The sequence below is a fragment of the Vibrio sp. Vb2131 genome (genome assembly GCF_033338535.1).
Lineage (GTDB): Bacteria > Pseudomonadota > Gammaproteobacteria > Enterobacterales > Vibrionaceae > Vibrio > Vibrio alginolyticus.
Genome location: NZ_JAWOSW010000005.1, coordinates 211,916 through 229,881 on the forward strand (window position 1 = coordinate 211,916; position 17,966 = coordinate 229,881).

Annotated in this window: 19 protein-coding genes; 12 read left to right on the forward strand and 7 right to left on the reverse strand. The window is 43.8% G+C overall.

Features of this window, described 5'->3' with window-relative positions:
• Positions 1-2: 2 nt before the first annotated feature.
• From R7E38_RS08430 to R7E38_RS08455, 6 genes are all read left to right on the forward strand, one after another.
• On the forward strand, positions 3-926 hold the full coding sequence (locus R7E38_RS08430) for a LysR family transcriptional regulator (RefSeq protein WP_005384329.1): 924 nt from the start codon (positions 3-5) through the stop codon (positions 924-926).
• Between the two features lie 120 nt (positions 927-1,046).
• Positions 1,047-1,361, forward strand: coding sequence for a hypothetical protein (locus R7E38_RS08435; protein WP_176311409.1), 315 nt, complete (start codon positions 1,047-1,049; stop codon positions 1,359-1,361).
• A gap of 47 nt (positions 1,362-1,408) precedes the next feature.
• Entirely contained in the window at positions 1,409-2,095 is a 687-nt protein-coding gene (locus R7E38_RS08440) for a helix-turn-helix transcriptional regulator (RefSeq protein WP_005497912.1), read from the forward strand.
• Positions 2,096-2,259: 164 nt separating this feature from the next.
• Positions 2,260-2,442 (forward strand): hypothetical protein, encoded by a 183-nt coding sequence (locus R7E38_RS08445; RefSeq protein ID WP_021035913.1) that lies wholly within the window; start codon positions 2,260-2,262, stop codon positions 2,440-2,442.
• Positions 2,443-3,506: 1,064 nt separating this feature from the next.
• On the forward strand, positions 3,507-3,824 hold the full coding sequence (locus tag R7E38_RS08450; RefSeq protein WP_226083341.1) for a hypothetical protein: 318 nt from the start codon (positions 3,507-3,509) through the stop codon (positions 3,822-3,824).
• A complete protein-coding gene (locus tag R7E38_RS08455) occupies positions 3,812-4,192 on the forward strand; it encodes a hypothetical protein (RefSeq protein WP_005374128.1) in 381 nt (126 codons plus the stop codon). The genes R7E38_RS08450 and R7E38_RS08455 overlap by 13 nt, the downstream gene beginning before the upstream one ends.
• A gap of 87 nt (positions 4,193-4,279) precedes the next feature.
• Here R7E38_RS08455 and R7E38_RS08460 read toward each other — a convergent pair whose 3' ends face one another.
• Both R7E38_RS08460 and R7E38_RS08465 read right to left on the reverse strand, forming a co-directional pair.
• Positions 4,280-4,834 (reverse strand): sugar O-acetyltransferase, encoded by a 555-nt coding sequence (locus tag R7E38_RS08460; protein WP_042523386.1) that lies wholly within the window; start codon positions 4,832-4,834, stop codon positions 4,280-4,282.
• A gap of 129 nt (positions 4,835-4,963) precedes the next feature.
• Entirely contained in the window at positions 4,964-5,362 is a 399-nt protein-coding gene (locus R7E38_RS08465) for an OsmC family protein (protein ID WP_005374132.1), read from the reverse strand.
• Between the two features lie 202 nt (positions 5,363-5,564).
• Between R7E38_RS08465 and msrB the strand changes: the two genes are divergently transcribed.
• The gene (gene msrB, locus R7E38_RS08470) at positions 5,565-6,707 is read left to right on the forward strand and encodes a peptide-methionine (R)-S-oxide reductase MsrB (protein ID WP_005374134.1); all 1,143 of its coding nucleotides are present in this window, start codon (positions 5,565-5,567) and stop codon (positions 6,705-6,707) included.
• A 33-nt stretch (positions 6,708-6,740) separates the two neighbouring features.
• Positions 6,741-6,887 carry a DUF2256 domain-containing protein gene (locus tag R7E38_RS08475; RefSeq protein ID WP_005374142.1) on the forward strand — a complete coding sequence of 49 codons (147 nt, stop codon included), beginning with the start codon at positions 6,741-6,743 and terminating at the stop codon, positions 6,885-6,887.
• A 61-nt stretch (positions 6,888-6,948) separates the two neighbouring features.
• Here the strand turns inward: R7E38_RS08475 and R7E38_RS08480 are convergent, their stop codons facing one another.
• Genes R7E38_RS08480 through R7E38_RS08490 form a run of 3 tightly spaced genes read right to left on the reverse strand, consistent with a single transcriptional unit; the run spans position 6,949 to position 10,552 of the window.
• Positions 6,949-7,656: an SDR family oxidoreductase gene (locus tag R7E38_RS08480; protein WP_017819732.1), complete on the reverse strand. Its 708-nt coding sequence runs from the start codon at positions 7,654-7,656 to the stop codon at positions 6,949-6,951.
• Entirely contained in the window at positions 7,656-9,200 is a 1,545-nt protein-coding gene (locus R7E38_RS08485) for a cryptochrome/photolyase family protein (RefSeq protein WP_226083339.1), read from the reverse strand. The genes R7E38_RS08480 and R7E38_RS08485 overlap by 1 nt, the downstream gene beginning before the upstream one ends.
• Entirely contained in the window at positions 9,200-10,552 is a 1,353-nt protein-coding gene (locus R7E38_RS08490; protein WP_226083336.1) for a DASH family cryptochrome, read from the reverse strand. The genes R7E38_RS08485 and R7E38_RS08490 overlap by 1 nt, the downstream gene beginning before the upstream one ends.
• Before the next feature lie 349 nt (positions 10,553-10,901).
• On the opposite strand from R7E38_RS08490, the gene R7E38_RS08495 reads away from it, so the two are divergent.
• Positions 10,902-11,915, forward strand: a complete 1,014-nt coding sequence (locus R7E38_RS08495) for a GGDEF domain-containing protein (protein ID WP_054728615.1) — start codon at positions 10,902-10,904, stop codon at positions 11,913-11,915.
• A gap of 90 nt (positions 11,916-12,005) precedes the next feature.
• On the opposite strand, the gene R7E38_RS08500 is transcribed toward R7E38_RS08495, so the two are convergent.
• Complete coding sequence (locus R7E38_RS08500) at positions 12,006-12,584, reverse strand: hypothetical protein (RefSeq protein ID WP_226083325.1); 579 nt, start codon at positions 12,582-12,584, stop codon at positions 12,006-12,008.
• Between the two features lie 174 nt (positions 12,585-12,758).
• Here R7E38_RS08500 and R7E38_RS08505 point away from each other — a divergent pair, with 174 nt between their 5' ends.
• Positions 12,759-14,315: a DUF3612 domain-containing protein gene (locus R7E38_RS08505; protein ID WP_080773721.1), complete on the forward strand. Its 1,557-nt coding sequence runs from the start codon at positions 12,759-12,761 to the stop codon at positions 14,313-14,315.
• A gap of 387 nt (positions 14,316-14,702) precedes the next feature.
• Here R7E38_RS08505 and R7E38_RS08510 read toward each other — a convergent pair whose 3' ends face one another.
• Positions 14,703-16,058, reverse strand: a complete 1,356-nt coding sequence (locus R7E38_RS08510) for a diguanylate cyclase (protein WP_226083322.1) — start codon at positions 16,056-16,058, stop codon at positions 14,703-14,705.
• Positions 16,059-16,190: 132 nt separating this feature from the next.
• Between R7E38_RS08510 and R7E38_RS08515 the strand changes: the two genes are divergently transcribed.
• Together R7E38_RS08515 and R7E38_RS08520 are read left to right on the forward strand one after the other, a co-directional pair.
• Positions 16,191-16,796, forward strand: coding sequence for an alpha-ketoglutarate-dependent dioxygenase AlkB family protein (locus tag R7E38_RS08515; RefSeq protein ID WP_182015931.1), 606 nt, complete (start codon positions 16,191-16,193; stop codon positions 16,794-16,796).
• A gap of 69 nt (positions 16,797-16,865) precedes the next feature.
• Positions 16,866-17,954, forward strand: coding sequence for a DUF3541 domain-containing protein (locus tag R7E38_RS08520; RefSeq protein WP_085569244.1), 1,089 nt, complete (start codon positions 16,866-16,868; stop codon positions 17,952-17,954).
• Positions 17,955-17,966 lie beyond the last annotated feature (12 nt).

Genomic DNA, 17,966 nt, shown 5'->3' on the forward strand with positions numbered 1-17,966 from the left:
ATGTGAACGCGATTGCCTCCCTGCCCGTTTTTGTTGCTGTTGTCGAATGCGGCAGCTTTTCCCTTGCGGCCAAACAGCTGAATCTGACGAAATCGGCGATCAGCAAACGCATCAACCAACTAGAAGACGATTTGGGCATTCGTCTCCTTAACCGAACTACGCGTAAGCTGAGCCTGACCGAAGCGGGAGAACGCTATTTTGAGTACGCTTCTCAAGCGCTCAATCTGGCCCAGCAAGGCGTAGACGCGGTATCTGAACTGCAAGGCTCTCCACAAGGTCGGCTCAAAATTACCGTGCCGATGTCTTTCGGTGTGCTGCATATCGCGCCTTTGATCAGCGAGTTTCTCGCTCGTTACCCGAAAATTGAAGTGGATTTAAACCTCGAAGACAAAATGGTCGATTTGGTTAAAGACGGTTTTGATTTGGGGATCCGTATTGGTGAACTCACCTCTTCCAATCTAATCGCAAAACGCCTCGCCCCTTGTAAAAGTGTGCTTTGTGCCTCGCCAGATTACTTAGCGGAGTTTGGAACACCACAAAAACCAAGTGATTTAGTCAGTCACAACTGCCTGCGCTACTCCTATTTCCGTGGCGGCGTCGAATGGATGTTCATCAACAACGGCAGCGAATACAAGGTGCTTCCAAAAGGAAACTTTATCGTCAATAACAGCGAAGCCATTCGCCAGTTGCTGTTAAGAGGTTCGGGCATTGCGCAACTGCCAACATTTATTGCAGGAAGAGACTTTGCCGCAGGAAATCTAAAACCGGTGATGGAAGAGTATTCTCTACCAGAACACGCCATTTATGCGGTTTTTCCTGAGCGCAAGCACATGCCGTTGAAAGTAAGAGCCTTTATCGATTTTATCAGTGAAAAACTCGGCACAGATTTACCTTATTGGGATCGTTACAACAGCCCAGAAAAATAACCATATTGATGATAAGTGAGTGAGATTTCACTACTGACATGTTCTGACATTCCATCCGCGTAACCTTATTTGGAACTCAACAGGCAATCCGCCAAAACCAAACCAATAAGGAATCACAATATGGAAACCGTTATCGAAACTGTGCAATTTCGTCTAACCGCAGGCACAACAGAGCAAGACGTGATCGCCGCTGCCAAACAGTCACAAACGTTTGTGAAGAATCTGCCGGGCTTTTTGTATCGCTCGCTCAGTCACGAAGCTACGGACGATGTGTGGACAGACATCATTTACTGGCGTTCAATGGACGATGCCAAACAGGCGGGAAAACAGATTAACCAAGCCGCTGAATTTCAGCCTCTGTTATCAATGATTGACTGCGAAAGCTTCGAGCTTAAACATCACAACTTAAAAATGTGCAGTGAGCTAGAGAAGTAATCAGCCACACTACCACTAACAACCAGTAGGTCTAGATAAGGAACATCATGAGCAAATCAGAACGACTGTTTGAGCTACTGACGCTTCTGCGCGCAAAGCGTTACGCCGTGACAGCGAAAGAGCTCGCAGAAAGAATGGAAGTTAGCGAACGTACGATTTATCGCGATATTCAGTCGTTGCTTAGTTCTGGTGTTCCTATTCAAGGTGAAGCAGGTGTTGGCTACCTATTGCAAGCTGGCTCTCATCTGCCGCCTTTGATGTTCTCAGAAAAAGAGATGATGGCGCTTGAACTGGGTATGCGGATGGTTCGAGCTTGGTCGGATGCCGAACTCGCCGAAGCGTCTCACTCTGCGTCCACCAAAATACTTTCGGTATTGCCCGATAAGCTCAAGCAACAAGTGGAAGATTGTCCGCTGATTGTGCCCGATTATCACACCCAATCCGAGACTGCCAAACGAGGGCAGCTTCTGCGCCATGCGATTGATCATCAGTTTAAGGTCAGTTTGGATTACCAAGATGAAAGCGGACAAGTGACCGAAAGAAAAATCCAACCGTTAGGCCAGTTCTTTTGGGGCAAAGTCTGGACGCTGGTCGCCTGGTGCGAATTGCGCGATGACTACCGCCAGTTCCGCCTCGACCGTATCCAAGCACTGCGTATGCACGATGAAGAGTTTCAGAGTGCGGAAACCAAATCTCTCAAACATTATATTGCGCAGTATGAATCGAAAGATTGAGTGTTCTTCATCCTTCCATCACAAGGATTCTACATTGCTCTGCTCAATGCGAGATATTTGGAAAGGCACATTTAGTTAAACTAATGTTTCATTTTTAACAGATGCGCAACCAACCTAAGATCGTTAACTTAAGTAGCACGTCAACCACACCGGAGCGTGAAGCTATGAAAGTACTGATTCAATACACCCAAGCAGGGAAATATCGAGATCAAGCGTGGGAGTCTTTAACTCTTCGATCTAAAGGTGATATGCAGGCAGTTACCCCTTCTTATGCTGCCCAACTTATCGAACAAAGCAAAGCGACACTTGTGATGACAGAGGAGCAACAAATCGTTATTCATCCATAACCGATTATTAGCCTTGTTTAACCAACCTTTGTTAGTTGTGCAAGGCTTACATCTCGCCATTTCACGTTATCAATTTTATACACGACCAACTATATTTACATAAAAATCAATAAAATAGTTCTTATTTTCGTTCTCGACACTCCTTCAAAACGGCCTTACATTCATAGCTAAGATATAGGTTATCTGTTAGTCTCTTTATTTCTTCATGATAAAAATTAGGATAAAACCTTTGAAAAAGCATCGGTTTATTATAAGGATAGGTGCAATATGCAATTGATCTGGAACATTATTGGATACTTAATGTTCTCTGGTGTATTAGTTATTTTTTTTCAAACATTCTTTATAGGTATCATGCACCTTTTAATGCCAAAAGACATTGTCAATAGCTACTTTAAAGAACCTTATTTTAACACTTTCGAACTAGCTCTATTTACAGGTTGGCCTTACGCATTTTTCCGAACATTGATGTTTGTTCGTTTAATCGTTCAACCTAACTCAGGTAAAAAACGAAAGTTACCCGATGTATCCCAAGAGGTGCCTAGGTGGTACCGTCTATTATCCTTCATAATAATATGGGTAATTATCATAAACTCTACAATGTTAGCACTTGTATTTTTTATCGCAGGTTTTTTATCACTAGCAAATCATGTATGACCTTCACTTATCCAACCAAGTTTAATATCACACTTTAAATGTAAAAAATCACATTAACAATTTCATACAAATAATAAATACATCAGCTAATTTGTAACTTTTTAAAATGAAAGTCTAGAAGGCAAAAAATAAACCTTTTTAAATATAGTTTTTTGTTAGTATCTGCACAAACAAATTATTAGCTAGAGGTGCTCTGTGTCGGGATTATTTGAGTATAAAATAAAAACTCATGATAACTTATCATCAATTATATTAAACATGTATGGTACTCCATATGAAAGGCTAAATTTATCACTTGATAATAAAAAGCTTACGAGTCTATCCGCATCGCTCGAAGTTGAGGGTTACCTGCGAATGCTCATATAGTTAAACAAGCCGAAAAACTGAATAAAATAGCTCAAGCATCTAAAGTGGGCGGACATGTTTTAGTCGGTGTTGGTCTGACGGCTTCCTGCATTCAGATTGCGAATACACAAGACCAACATGAGAAGAATGAAATTTTTGTTGAGTCAATAACTAGCACAGCTGTAGGAATGGGTACCAGCGCGTTAGTCGGTCTATTTTTAGTATCAAACCCTATTGGCTGGGTGACTGCCATTGTACTCGCTGCCGGTTCACCGGCTGTAGGTTATGCATCCGGTAAAGTGGCAAAAAGCTTTTATAATTCAATTGAAAGCAAGCCAAACTTAGTCGCTAGTACTGGAATAGAGTCTATATGCAGCAAGTAATCACATTTCTTTTTTACACTTTAATGACTGGTGTGATTATTATTTTCTTACAAACCATTTTTATCGGTGTCATGCACTTTCTGATGCCGAAGGAGATTGTTGGGAACTATTTTAAAAAACCATATTTTAATGAATTTGAGCTTTCTTTATTCACAGGGTGGCCTTACGCATTTTTCCGAACATTGATGTTTGTTCGTTTAATCGTTCAACCTAGCTCAGGTGAAAAGCGAAAATTACCTAATATTTCTAGAGAAGTACCAAAATGGTATCGTTATTTGTCGATTCTATTACTGGGTATTATCATTGTTAACTCTGTTGTCGTTGCCCTGACTTTATCAATTGGTGCCGTTCTTTTAGCAATTGAATGAGAAATTAACATTAAAATATAACGATGTACTCGACGAAGAGAGCTCAGTCAGAACTCTCTAATCGCCAGTGTTATTGCATACTGATCTCTACTCTTCTTCGTTGAGACGACGAATCAACTTAGCTGGCGTGCCTCCGTATAGACAATCTGGCGGCACATCATGGTTGACTACCGAGTTCGCTGCAATCACCGAGCGAGCGCCAACTGTTACACCTTGGTTAATAACGGAGTTACCGCCAATCCACACATCATCTTCAATCGTGATGGGTTTACAAAACGTTTCCCAACGTCGGCGACTGCGGTAATCAACAGAATGAGAAGCGGTATAAAATTGCACGCTCGGTCCAATGAGCACGTGGTTCCCGATGGTAATTTTGGCACCATCGAGCATGACCACGTTCATGTTGATAAAGGTTTCTTCACCTATTTCGATGGTCTTACCAAATTCACAATGAAAAGGGGCCTGGACAATACAACGGCCTACCTTGCCAAATAGCTGCTTTTGCAATTCGTCGCGCTGACTTTCGTCGGTGTTATTATTGAGCGCTCTAAGTGCTTGAAGAGCATGGCTTCTAATGGCGTCAATTTCTTTGTCCATGCCATCAAAGACCTGGCCAGACATCATTTTTTCTAGTTCTGTCACTGGAAGACTCCTACAACCTGCAATTACTGCTTTCAGATTCTTCACAAGGTACGTGAACTGCGAAATAAAAAAAGAGAAAAGCCCGGACTTTTCTCTTTCCTGTTTTTATATTTTGTGGAGTCTGTCGGCTTACACAATTTCCCAGCTGTGGGTCATCTCAACACCTTCACCTAGCATTAAGCAAACCGAGCAGTATTTTTCTAGCGAGTCAGCCGCCACTTTTGCTACGACTTCTGGGTCAAGCTCGTCACCTGACACTTCAAAGTGGATATTCACTTGCGTAAAGATACGCGGCGCGGTTTCACGACGCTCTGTGGTTAGCTTGGCATTAACTGACGAAACCTTTTGGCCTGCTGTTTTCAAACCATCAACAACATCGACAGAGCTACAGCCACCAGCAGCCATTAGTACCATTTCCATTGGGCTTGGTGCGGTTGCACCACCATTGCCATCCATCACTACGGAGTGGCCCGACTGAGATTGCCCAAGGAATTTAAAATCTTCTATCCATTTAACTTCAGCTTGCATGATTTACCTCATTTAGCATCGCTTATTCAAGGCATCGTTGCCCTTACTAGCGGTATGTTTCTTGTCGATACTTTAGCTCTATCGCATAAAAGGGCAACGGAATTTTCAACATTACTGTAATTTTTTCGCTCGGTTACCTTTCTCTATACGTAACACTTTTTATTTAAGTAACACTTTCTACAAAAATAACGATGAGGTAGCTATGAAGAATATGTCTAAGTTATTGGCCGGTTTCTCCTTCGCACTTCCAGTCTTGTTTCTACTATTGAGTAAAACAGGTACCGCCGATACGATGGATAAGCTGAAGGCTTCAGAGAATACAAGAATCGCAACGCTAGCTGGCGGTTGTTTCTGGTGTACAGAATCGGATTTAGAGCAACTGCCCGGCGTAATCGATGTTGTATCAGGTTATTCAGGTGGTCATATTGAAAACCCGACTTACCGCCAAGTCTCTTCTGGTAAATCTGGTCATATTGAAGTGATTGAGGTGAAGTACGATCCTGCTGTCGTGAACTACGAGCAAGTGCTGGACTACTTCTTCCGTCATATCGACCCTACCGACGATAAAGGTTCATTTGTTGACCGTGGTCCTCAATACCGTCCAGCGATCTTCTACCATAATGCGGAGCAAAAGCAGATTGCTAAGCAGTTTATGATGGAAATCGACAAGGCGATGATCTATCCAAAACCGTTGAAAACAGAGCTGATCGAGTTTGAAAAGTTTTACCCTGCGGAGTCGTACCATCAGGATTACTACAAGAAGAGTAGCTTGAAGTACAAATACTACCGCTACGCATCAGGTCGCGATAAATATCTCGACGAAGTATTTGGTGAAGATCGAAAAGAAAGTCCTAAAACACTTCGACAGTTGATTGAAGAAAAAAAGCTGCTTTCGAAAGTGAAAGCGTACAGTAAACCTGCTCAGTCTGAAATCAAATCAAACTTAACAGAGCTACAGTATTACGTGACGCAAGAAGAAGGCACGGAGCGTCCGTTTGATAATGAATACTGGGACAACAAAGAAGCGGGAATTTATGTGGATATTGTGACCGGTGAACCGCTATTTTCTTCTACTGATAAATACAAATCTGGCACAGGTTGGCCAAGCTTTACTCGACCAATTAACCCGGGTTACATCGTGGAGAAAACCGATTATAAACTGCTCTACCCTAGAACGGAGATCCGCAGTAAGTTTGGTGATTCACACCTAGGTCATGTGTTTAAAGATGGTCCGAAGCCGACGGGATTACGCTATTGCATGAACTCTGCTGCGATGAAATTTGTACCTGTGAACAAGATGGCGAGTTTAGGCTACGGCGATTACCTGTACCTATTTGATAAGTAGTTTTAACCAAATTAGGAGTGAACATTCAGCGCGATGAAAGGTTTTAAATCCAACCTTCCCATGAAAGTCTGTCCGGTCTGTCAGCGCCCATTTTCTTGGAGAAAGAAGTGGGCGCGAAATTGGGAGGAAATCGTTTATTGTTCTGAGCGTTGCCGAAGAAATAAATCAACGAAAACGTAGGTCACTCCGACCCTCTCTGGAGTATGTTATTTCATTTGTATTAACGTTTGTACGCGTTCTCTTACCAAGGTAATAACGTCCCATCATAAGCCCAAAACGCCCCGCTATCTTGCGGGGTTGCTTTTTCTATCAAGCCTAATAAATCCTTAGCAACTCGCTCTGGCGTGAACAACTTTCCCTCTGGGACATTGGTTTGAAAAGGTGCCGACAAAGCGGTATCTGTGGTGCCAGGGTGAAGTGAAAGCACCGTGCCATGTTTGACCACTCTTTGCCATTCGATCGACATGGTTTTTAGGAACATGTTTAATGCGGCTTTCGATGCTCGATAGCTGTACCAACCACCTAACTGATTATCGCTAATGCTGCCAACTTTGGCCGAAATGGTCGCAAACTTGGGTGCAGTACTGCGCTTTAGCTTGGGCGTGAAGTATTTCGCCAACAGCAAACTTGGCAAAGTATTAACCGTGATGGTTTGCTGAAAGAAGTCTGCGTCGAGCGAGCTAAGATTCTTCTCAGGACCTTTCTCTTGGGTGTGCAACATACCAACACAGTTCACCAACCAATCGACGTGTTCAATCTGCTCACTGAACGCTTTTACCTGCTCGTCTTGCGATACATCCACTTGATGCCAAACGACATTTGGGTGTTGCCAATCTGGTTGCTGCTTACGATAAGTGGCATGCACGCGAGCTTGAGGAAACCGAGCTGCGGCTTCTCTCACCATCGCCAAACCAATTCCACCATTGCCACCGACGATGAGTATTTCCATCACAAGTTCTCCACGTTTTCTATGTAGTGCTCTGCGGTATCAAGTATCGCTTGGCGCTGCTGTTCTTCCATGGTGTCCCAAGAGCGGAAAATCATCCCGATTCGTGGATTGGCTGCGAGGCGCTTGTCGTGTTTGTTCATAAAGCGCCAATAAAGGCTGTTAAACGGACACGATCCTTCCCCACTCCTCGCCTTATTGTCGTAATAGCAACCCTTACAGTAGTCGCTCATTTTGTTGATGTAAGAACCACTCGCCGCGTAAGGTTTGGTGCCAACAATGCCGCCATCCGCAAACAATGCCATGCCACGTGTGTTCGGCATTTCGACCCATTCAATCGCATCAACATAGATACCGAGATACCACTCATCCACTTGATCTGGGTCGATCTCGGTTAGCAAGCAAAAGTTACCAGTGACCATCAATCGTTGGATGTGGTGTGCGTAGGCGTAATCGAGGGACTGCCCAATCGCATTGCGCATACAAGCCATTTTAGTTTCACCACTCCAGAAGAAATCTGGCAGCTTTCTTTCTGCGCCCAATTCGTTGTTTTTCGGGTAATGAGGCATGTTCGCCCAATAGACCCCTCGAATGTACTCTCGCCATCCTAAGATTTGGCGAATAAACCCTTCAACTTGAGAAATGTCGATGTCCGCGTTGGAATGAAATGCCTTGAGTGAAGCATCAATGACTTCTCTCGGGTGCAGTAATTTGCTGTTAAGCGAGAATGAAATTCGGCTGTGATACAAGCTCCACTTAGCGTCGTGCTGGCCTGTCATGGCATCTTGAAAACGTCCGAATAACGGCAGACAGACTTGGCAGAAATGCGCGAGTAAAGAGAGGCTTTGCGCGCGATTAATCGGCCACAACAAGTCCCCTTCGAGATTTCCGATGGTTTTGATGTCATGTCGTGCCAGCCGCTCAATAATGCCGTGGATGTCAGTACTGAACATCAAAGGTTGTGGCAGTTGTTCAATGTCTTTGGCTTTGAGCTTGTTACGATTATTGGCATCGTAATTCCATTTTCCGCCGACGGGCTTTCCGTCTTGCATCAAGATGTCGAAGCGCTTGCGCATACGGCGGTAAAAGTGCTCCATCATGATGTGTTTACCTTGAGGAAACTGCGATTCTATTTCCTCAAACGGCAACAAAAAATGTTCCGAGTCGACACAACGCGTCACGACCCCATCAAGCTTTAGTTTGGCTAACTGCTCCAGAAGACGGTATTCATCCGGGCGTTGATATTCAAACTTACTTGCACCAACTTCACTCGCGTAGTGTTGCAAGACTTGCTCAAGATCGTCGAAGGATTGTGTGTCATCCAATGTGAGGTACAGAACTTGGTGACCTTCACTCTGACGCTCTTTCGCAAACTGTTCCATTGCGGAAAAGAACGCACACACTTTCTGAATATGATGCGTGACGTAAGTATTCTCTTGCTTGAGCTCCGCAATCAGGTAAAGCACTTGCTCATCCGGTTGCTGAAACCAAGAGTGCTCACTGTTAAGTTGATCGCCCAAGATCAATCGTACGGTTTCAAATTGCATTACGGTTTCTCCGATGACGAAGCTTTGTTACTGCTACCCATCACAATCGGCCAATCGACCATGTCTACACTATCCAAATGCGCGCCAGGACAACGACCTTGCCACCTATCGATGAACTCCATGTGCGGGTCGTACATTTCGGTTTGCTTTTCGAGGTTGAATTGTCGTGAACCACGCGGATCAGCACCAACGCCTGCTAAGTATTGCCAATTTCCCCAGTTTGATGCCACATCGTAATCAACCAGTTGTGACTCAAAGTACGCCGCGCCATAACGCCAATCGAGGCTAAGTTCATGCACCAAACAACTGGCGACTAACTGTCTGCCACGATTCGACATATAACCCGTTTCATTAAGTTGGTGCATACACGCATTGACGATAGGAAATGGCGTTTCACCTTTCTTCCATTGTTGAAAACGGTGCGCGTAAAAGCTGGTGAGTGGTGCTCGATTTTGGATGCCACCGAATCGGAAGAGCTGTCGCTTGTGTCGACGGGCATACCAATAAAAGTATTCACGCCAAAGCAGTTCGAAGTAAATCCAGTAGGTTGAATCATTTGCACCATTCTCCGCTTCATAACGTTTCAACATGGCATAAATAGTTTTCGGAGAAACGCACCCATGAGCTAACCAAGGAGAGAACTTGGTGGAGTAATCCATGCCATCTAAACCGTTGCGTGTTTGTTTGTATTCACTGGCTAGTGTGGAAGCAAAATACTGGCGACAATGTTCAAGCCCGCGGCTTTCTCCACCATGAAACGCAGCTTTTGCGTCAAAGTAATATGCAGTAACGGAAGGAAGATTCACACCTAAAGGAATTGGAGGTAACGAACGGATACTCTCCTGGGGCCGAGAGATGTCTAAACCTTCAACTTGCTTTCTAAACTGCGTGAAAGTGGTAGGCAGATTGCTCAAGTCAAATGGCAGTTGTTCTTCCCTTAACAGGGTCCGGATTGCTTGCTGTTTTATTTTTACATGAGAAGCGCCTTCAGCTACGCGATCTAACGCTTGTTGCTCATCCGAACCGGGAAAGGCGTCAGCATATATATGTGTGACGCCGAAGCGATTAACAGCATACTTGATTGCTTGATCGGGCGTTAGTTCAACCGCCCATAATCGCTGACCAAGGTGATTCAAAGATTGATTGAGTTCACTAAGCGATGAGTCGAGAAACTGCAATTTCGCGCGCCCGAAAGAGGCTTCCTGCGCAAAGTGATGCAAGTAAGGCGTCATTGAAGGGTAGCAATACAAGCAAATTAACTCGTCCATTTCTACACTGGCGCTTTTCAACAGTGGGTTGTCGTGCAATCGCAAGTCGTTCGTGAACCAATAAAGTCCTATTCTCTTTTTCAATTCGCACCCTCAGATGTTAATTCTTCGTCTACGAGTTCTTTTCACGGAGACCCTGACGTTAAGCCTTTTGATTTACTTGCTTTTATACGAAAGCGAGAGTTTGACGATCATTAGGTTACTAACGTTTACACAGAATCCATTTGCTGGATATCTCAAAACACGCAATACCACCAAATGCCTGTACATGTTTCATACTGATATTTTATAAAATTCGAATCCAACGGTATTGATCACGATCTTAATCACTCATTTTCTATATAAACCATGCAAAAGTGATAAAAATTAAAGCGACATTAGTTAATATCCGTTAATCTAAGCCCAATCCCATTTTGCTAGTACCATCGCAGAAATGACCGACGAGTTTAAGAAATCAACCGCTAATTTAAAAAAAGCGGTCCCACTGATGATCAAAAACCATGTTGCTGCCACGCCAGCCAACTACGCGCTTTGGTATACCTACGTTGACAAGACCATTCCAGAACTCAACTTTGAGTTAGACATGGTGTTAGAAAACTACGGTATTTGCCCGCCAGCAACCAATAAACAGCTTTACAACAACTATGTGGCCAGCAAAGCAGAAACCAGCCTTGAAGATCTTAGAACCAATGTAGAAGTTCTGCTACACGAAGTATCCAGTTCAATGAGCGATACGATTTCAGATACTTCCTCCTTTTCTGAGATGGTAGACAAAAGCTTTAATAAACTGGAAAAAGTTGAGGACAATAGCCTAAGCATTGAAGAAGTGATGGTAGTGATTCGTCAACTTGTCGCAGAGTCACACGAAATTCGTCACTCAACAAAGTTTTTGAATAGCCAATTGACTAACGCGAGTGAAGAAATTTCTCGCCTCAAAAACCAACTGGCTGAAGTACAGCAAGATGCGTTGTTCGATGGTTTGTCAAACCTATACAACCGCCGAGCATTTGACAAAGATCTCTCTTCACTTATTACATCAAATCAGGCAATGACCTTGATCATGCTTGATATCGATCATTTCAAATCATTTAACGACAATTACGGGCACCTTTTTGGCGATACAGTATTAAAAGCCATTGCCCGCCGGCTACAACAAAGTTGTCGAGATGGGATATGTGCGTACCGTTTTGGTGGTGAAGAATTCGCGTTAATTGTACCTAACAAATCTCTGCGAATTGCTCGCCAATATGCAGACACACTACGCCGGATGATAGAAAAACTGCGTATCAGAGATAAGCGCTCAGGCACACAAGTTCACAGCATTACCGCTTCTTTTGGGGTAGCAGAATTTGAGCCGGGTGATACGCCTGAAGCCTTAATCAATAAAGCCGATAAACAGCTTTATGAAGCAAAACAACTCGGTCGTAACCGCGTGATGCCAATTTAAATAAACTGACTAAGCGAAAACGACTTTTACGATGAAAAAGAAAACCCCGCGACGTAAAGTGCGGGGTTTTTATATCCAATCATGAGTATCTTAATCGACGCTGTAGCAGTAACTTAGAATGTAGTCGTCACCATTTTTTGCGGTATATTCTTTATCTTCACTGCATGCCATCGGCTTACCTTTTTTGTCGCCTTTGATTAGACTTATCCAATGGCGCATCGCGGTTGGAGAATTGCCAGTTAGTTCAGGATGAAACGTCGTGCGAGTTTCCAATTGAATATCGTCAATGTCCACTAATTCCACGCAACCAGTGCCTTTATGACAGCCAAACAGCACTTCTACATGATTGCCCGAATCATCTTTGAACAAAATAGACTTTGGTTCTTCCTTTTCACCAGTGTACGCCACGAAGTGTTTTGGGCTTTTCAGGCCGCTGTGTGTACCGTCTTTGAAATAAGCCAAAACATGGCGGTAATCAATCACGTAACTTGATACATCTTGGTGCGACCCGTTCTCCAATGGGAACATGCGGTCAAGCAGTTGCTTCGCTTTTACTTGTTTCTCACTCTGCTGCTCAGCACTTACCGCTTCGACGGCAAATACGGCTTCAGCGATAAATGGGCGTTGTTGTTGTTGCATCTCTTTTTTATCGAAGTTCAGCATATTCATCGTCATATCCTCGCACTTAAAAACTCGTCCTAGAGTAAAAACTTAAATCCTTTATTTAAGTTTCAGGCAATTCTGTGAAGTGGATGGTTAATTTCCTTGCCTGCTCATTATGTAGACTAGCGAAATATTGACTACAATTTCACAACAAAAATTTTACAATGTGAATTTTACAAAATGTCTGTGTCAAAAAGCCTTATTCGTCAGTCTCATTTTCTTGGTACGAAAATTCGTAATCTAAGAAAAAACAACCATTTAACGATGGAAGATTTATCTGCCCGTTGCGTAAGAATTAATCCAGAGTACGCTCCTTCGGTTTCTTACCTTTCGATGATTGAGCGCGGAAAACGCGTACCGAGTATCGATATGCTCGAAGTGATCGCGGAAGTTTTTCAAAAAGATCCGGCGTGGTTTTTAGATGATGAACCCGAATTAGAAGCCATCACACCCAACAAAGGGAATCGTGGTGGGATTAGTGGCATGGCGTTGGAGCCGAGCTTCCTATTCTCCAATGATATTCTTCAAATCGCGATACCAGAAATGCTCTCCCAAACAGGTATCACGGGGCGTCAATTCGCCCACTTACTGATCCGCGCACACCAAGAAAACCATCAAAACCATTTTCCTGATTTAGAGCGCGCCGCCGAAGAGGTCGGCTTGAAGCGGTTGAATCTATCTGTAGAAGATCTCGTAGACATTGCAAAGAGTATGGGATTGGATATCCGCTGGGTAGATCGAGCGCCACAAGATGTGATTGATGAACTGGGCGTCAGCGCCAAACAGTTGATTACGTCTTTCATGGAGCCACCTGGGACTATTTATCTCAATAAACGAATGCGTGACTATCCAACCCGATTGAAGTATGACTTGGCGGTATATATCGGCCATCGAGTGCTCCATAGCAGCGATGCAATGAATAACGTTTTATCTATCGGGCATCAAAACAATTGGGAGCAAATGGACAGCCCTGTGTCGAACTCTGAACTCAATTCGCAAGATATCCTGCAAGCTTGGCGTGATTTTGAGTCCAGCTTCTTTGCCGGTGCCCTACTCTGCCCCAAAGTACCCTTTCGTCAGCTGCTTGACCGTTCTGGTTACGAGATTGATGTTCACAAAAAGGCGGGAGTTTCTCCTTCTGTTGCAATGCGTCGCATGACGGTGGTCTCGCCTTACCCTCATTGGCACTATTTTGATGCCTATGGCCCCGGCAAGTTAAAAGCCGTGTATCGCGGAAATGGTATTCCATTGCCTTGGGGCAACATGCGCAAAGTGAACGACCCTTGCCAGCACTGGGCGGTATTCCGACGCCTTTCTCAGCCTTTGGATACCAGTTCAGCGCAAATTTCGATTTTAAATGTTGGCGACGAGCCACGTATCTACTGCTGCGAATCGGTCAACGTATTTGACCCTGCGGGGAATAATCGCGTGCTATGTGCCGGTATTGATCTTAACCCTGCCATTTCTGCACAAGGTGGCGATGCCGTTTCCATAGCGGAAGAACTTAAGTCCCTTTGTGTCGCTTCCGGCGGAAGTAGTGTTATTCCTCCCCACATCAAAAAAGACTTAACGACTATCGCTAAGATATTAAACATCAACTGGATAGAGCGCGGGATTCAAACCCAAGCAAGGTTGATCTGCTCCAGAGGGGCGGTTTGTCCAAGACAACCTAGTTGTTACAGCAAGTGCGGAGAAGCTGATGAGACGGGCAGCGACGTGAATATCATCGGGCTTTAGAAAGAAAAAACGCCAATCACAATAAACGTGATTGGCGGTATATACTTGTGAACAATTTGTATTCACTAACAACGTCAGTTGGCTAGGTGACCCTCGGCTTAATAAGGGTCACTCTAAGTAAAGCACGATGCGTGCCAACTTTAAAAAAGCCGTTTTTTAGTAGATCCAGATGCATATCGTTGCTTTATTAACCATTAATTTCGCAAACTGCATTTGCAAAATGCAACATTATGCAAATATGCCACTGAATGCACTGCTAATAACGACTCTCTCAGCAAAGTGTCTGTGAACATATGAAGTCACATATTCTTGCACCTCAATGATGATGAGATTTCGGGCTCCCAACTTTACCATTCCTCTAACCCCTTATTGAAACTGGGTTCAGGCTCATCCGCCATGCTTTTGTTGATACATTCTCTCATCGGCTATTTTCATCATTTGCTCAGGAGATGACACTTTCGGGTCAAATATCGCGTACCCAATACTGGCTTTCAAATAGATAAGCGTTTCATCGTAAATGACGGGCGTCGAGCATAGCGCTAATCGAAGTTTTTGTAGAAGGGACTGAACATTTTCTTCCGTTCCAGGGTGATGGACTACAACTAAAAACTCATCACCGCCCATTCTGGCCACGATGTCTGATTTACGCAGAGAGCTTTTTACCCTTTCAGCCGTAGCGATTAAAACTTTGTCACCTGCGTCGTGACCATAGGTATCGTTAATGTGTTTAAACCTATCTAGGTCAATATTAATTAAGGCGAAGCTATAACGCTTTTTATAACGTTTCGCTATTTCGAACTGCTGCTTGTAAAACTTCATAAAATAGCGACGGTTTGGTAAATTCGTGAGTTCATCGTGTAAAGCTCTGTCATCTGCAATGGTATACAGTCGATAAATGGCGAACAGCGCGAGGCTAAGTGCGAATATAATGGGATAGCCGATTACTCTAGCTAAATGCAACTGATGCCAAGAGATTTGGCGATCAGCTTTGCCTCCAGAGAAAACCACCATACTCCACCCACCATAAGGAAAATGAACCATCTCTTTTGCATATACCATGCTATTTACACTTTGCGCGCCAAAGAAAGCATCACCAAATGAGCCACCGCTATCGTAACCACGGATCATTAAAGGGTAACGATACGAGAAATCAATTACGCCGGTTTCTCTCATCAGAGCATCGAAATCAATCACCGCACTGATCACTCCCCAGTAGTCCTGATTCATTGGAGGATCAAGAAAAACAGGCACACGCACGATCAAACCTCGGCCACCTTGGATCAATGTAACGGGCCCTGCGATGAAAATTTCTTGTACATCCTTGGCTTTTTGCACCTGTACCCACTGCTGTGGCACTGCGCGGTAATCAAGGCCGATTAGGCGCTCATTACCTTGGCGTGGAAATACGTGACTAATTACATCATTTTTCGCGATACCGATTATTGTAATATGTTTACTTTTATTTAGGATTCGGTGAGCGGCGATACTCAATTCTTCTTCTTGGTTTTTAGGAAGTAAAGTAATGAGTGTCGCTAAAGTACTGGCTTTGTAGATATCCGCCATAAGTACCGCTTCCAAATTGGAACGGAGAATGGAAAGTTGTTCTTTGGCCTCAACTTGAACTCGCTCTTTGTGAAGCTCTTGCTGGTTTCGATTTAACAGCTCAATAACCCCAATACACAAAGCGAAAAAGGTGAGGAAGAACAATGCAAAATAGCATCGCTTTCTGGGTAAATAACGCATTTTCTCCCCACAACTCGTATACAACTACGAGATTTTTTATTTATTGTTAAAATTCTTATTATCACAAGAATAACCAATCATAATCAGAAAGGTAACAGTGATTGACAACTTTTATGTTTTAGGTGTGAGATGATGCATCAACAAGGCGATTTATTTGGCGGCGATCTATGGCAAGAAGTAGAAAGAGGAGAACTTTATTATGATCCTCATTTTCTTAACCATCTTGAGGCGGATAATTACTTTGACCAACTTCGAAAGACACTGCCATGGCACCAAGAACACATTACTATGTTCGGCAAGTCAGTACTTCAACCTCGCTTACAAGCGTGGCACGGTGATGCAGCATATACTTACTCAGGCTTAACCATGCAGCCTCACCCTTGGACTCCTGAGTTAACTCAGCTGAAAGTGCGTTGTGAATCAGTTGCTGATGTCACTTTTAATTCTGTTCTCGCTAACTTATATCGACACGGCCAAGACTCAATGGGCTGGCACCAAGATAATGAACCAGAGTTAGGTAGAAACCCTGTTATCGCATCTTTGAACTTAGGTGAAACACGTCGATTTTTGCTTAGAAATTTACATTGTAAAACTGAGATTGAATACGAGCTTTCTCACGGCTCCTTACTGATTATGGCTGGCGAGCTTCAGCATCACTGGAAGCACTGCGTACCAAAAACCGCGAAAACCAAAGATGAACGTATCAACCTGACTTTTAGGCAAATTTTCAACTATTGACTCAGCTTTTACATTCTCAATTAATATTGATGGTAGGTTTAGGTTCAGGACTTCATAGGGAATGGATTTATGCGTATTAAACCTCTTAGCTTAGCGGTCTTACTCTCTTGCTCACTTACCTTTGCTGCTCAGGCATCACAGGAAGACGTACCGCTTCTCGATAATACTCAATCAGCGCAGTTGATTCGTAGTACCTACGAACAAGAACTGTTCACTCTCCCGGCGTTTAAAGAGGGCCATTTTGGCTTACGCATGTACCGCCAAACATTAGATGAGAAATATCACGCTGCCATTTGGACCGACATGGCACAAGTAGCCAGCCGGTTAAACCAATTTGCTAATGAAGTTGTTGAACCAGAAGACATCATTCTCTATTCATCTCAAAGGCTGACCACGTATCAAGAGAAAGAAACCGAACGAGGGCAGCGACGCTATACCGTGACTAAACACCATCCTGAGTACCTTTATCTTGGTGTGGATTTGCTTGGCGCAATGGCAAGAGCAAACGAATACGGCCTAAAGCATAAACAAGACAAAACGCTGAGAAAAATTATTAGGCGCTACGATTTCTCGCGTTACGTTACGGACAAAGAGATGATAGAAGCATGGGCAGCTCAGCTTGCAAACCAAGTCTACTGGCTTCGTCAGTTAGGAGAGCAAGATGTGGTCGAGGAATTCACTCAAACCTTCCGTGACACCTACCCCGACGATAAAGATAAGATGCTTTCAGCTCAGCAGTATTGGAACAAACTCTATGGTATGACGCACATCATCTTTGCCGATTCACAGTATTATCAGGAGCGAGTAAGCGAGAAGAAACACCAATGGATTTATGATTACTTTCGCAACAATATAGACACTATCCTACTGCGCGCCAAAGAAGACGTGATTGCGGAAGTCGGCATTTCGTTTTTGTTAGCAGGCTTGGACCATGATCCGGTCGTAAAGAAAACCCGCCAAGCCATTCGTCACGCAATCAACGCAGAAAAAGGGATGATTCCGTCGGTCGACGGTAACTTTGATCTCAAGTACGGCGAACACCGTAACGTACTAGCCATCATGCTGCTCGATTGGAAAGGGGTACATAAAGCGCCAACTTATCAAGAGCACCCAGAGGCTTTTAAATCGATACCTTACGGCTTAATGCCCAAGCCTTAGAAATAACAAAAC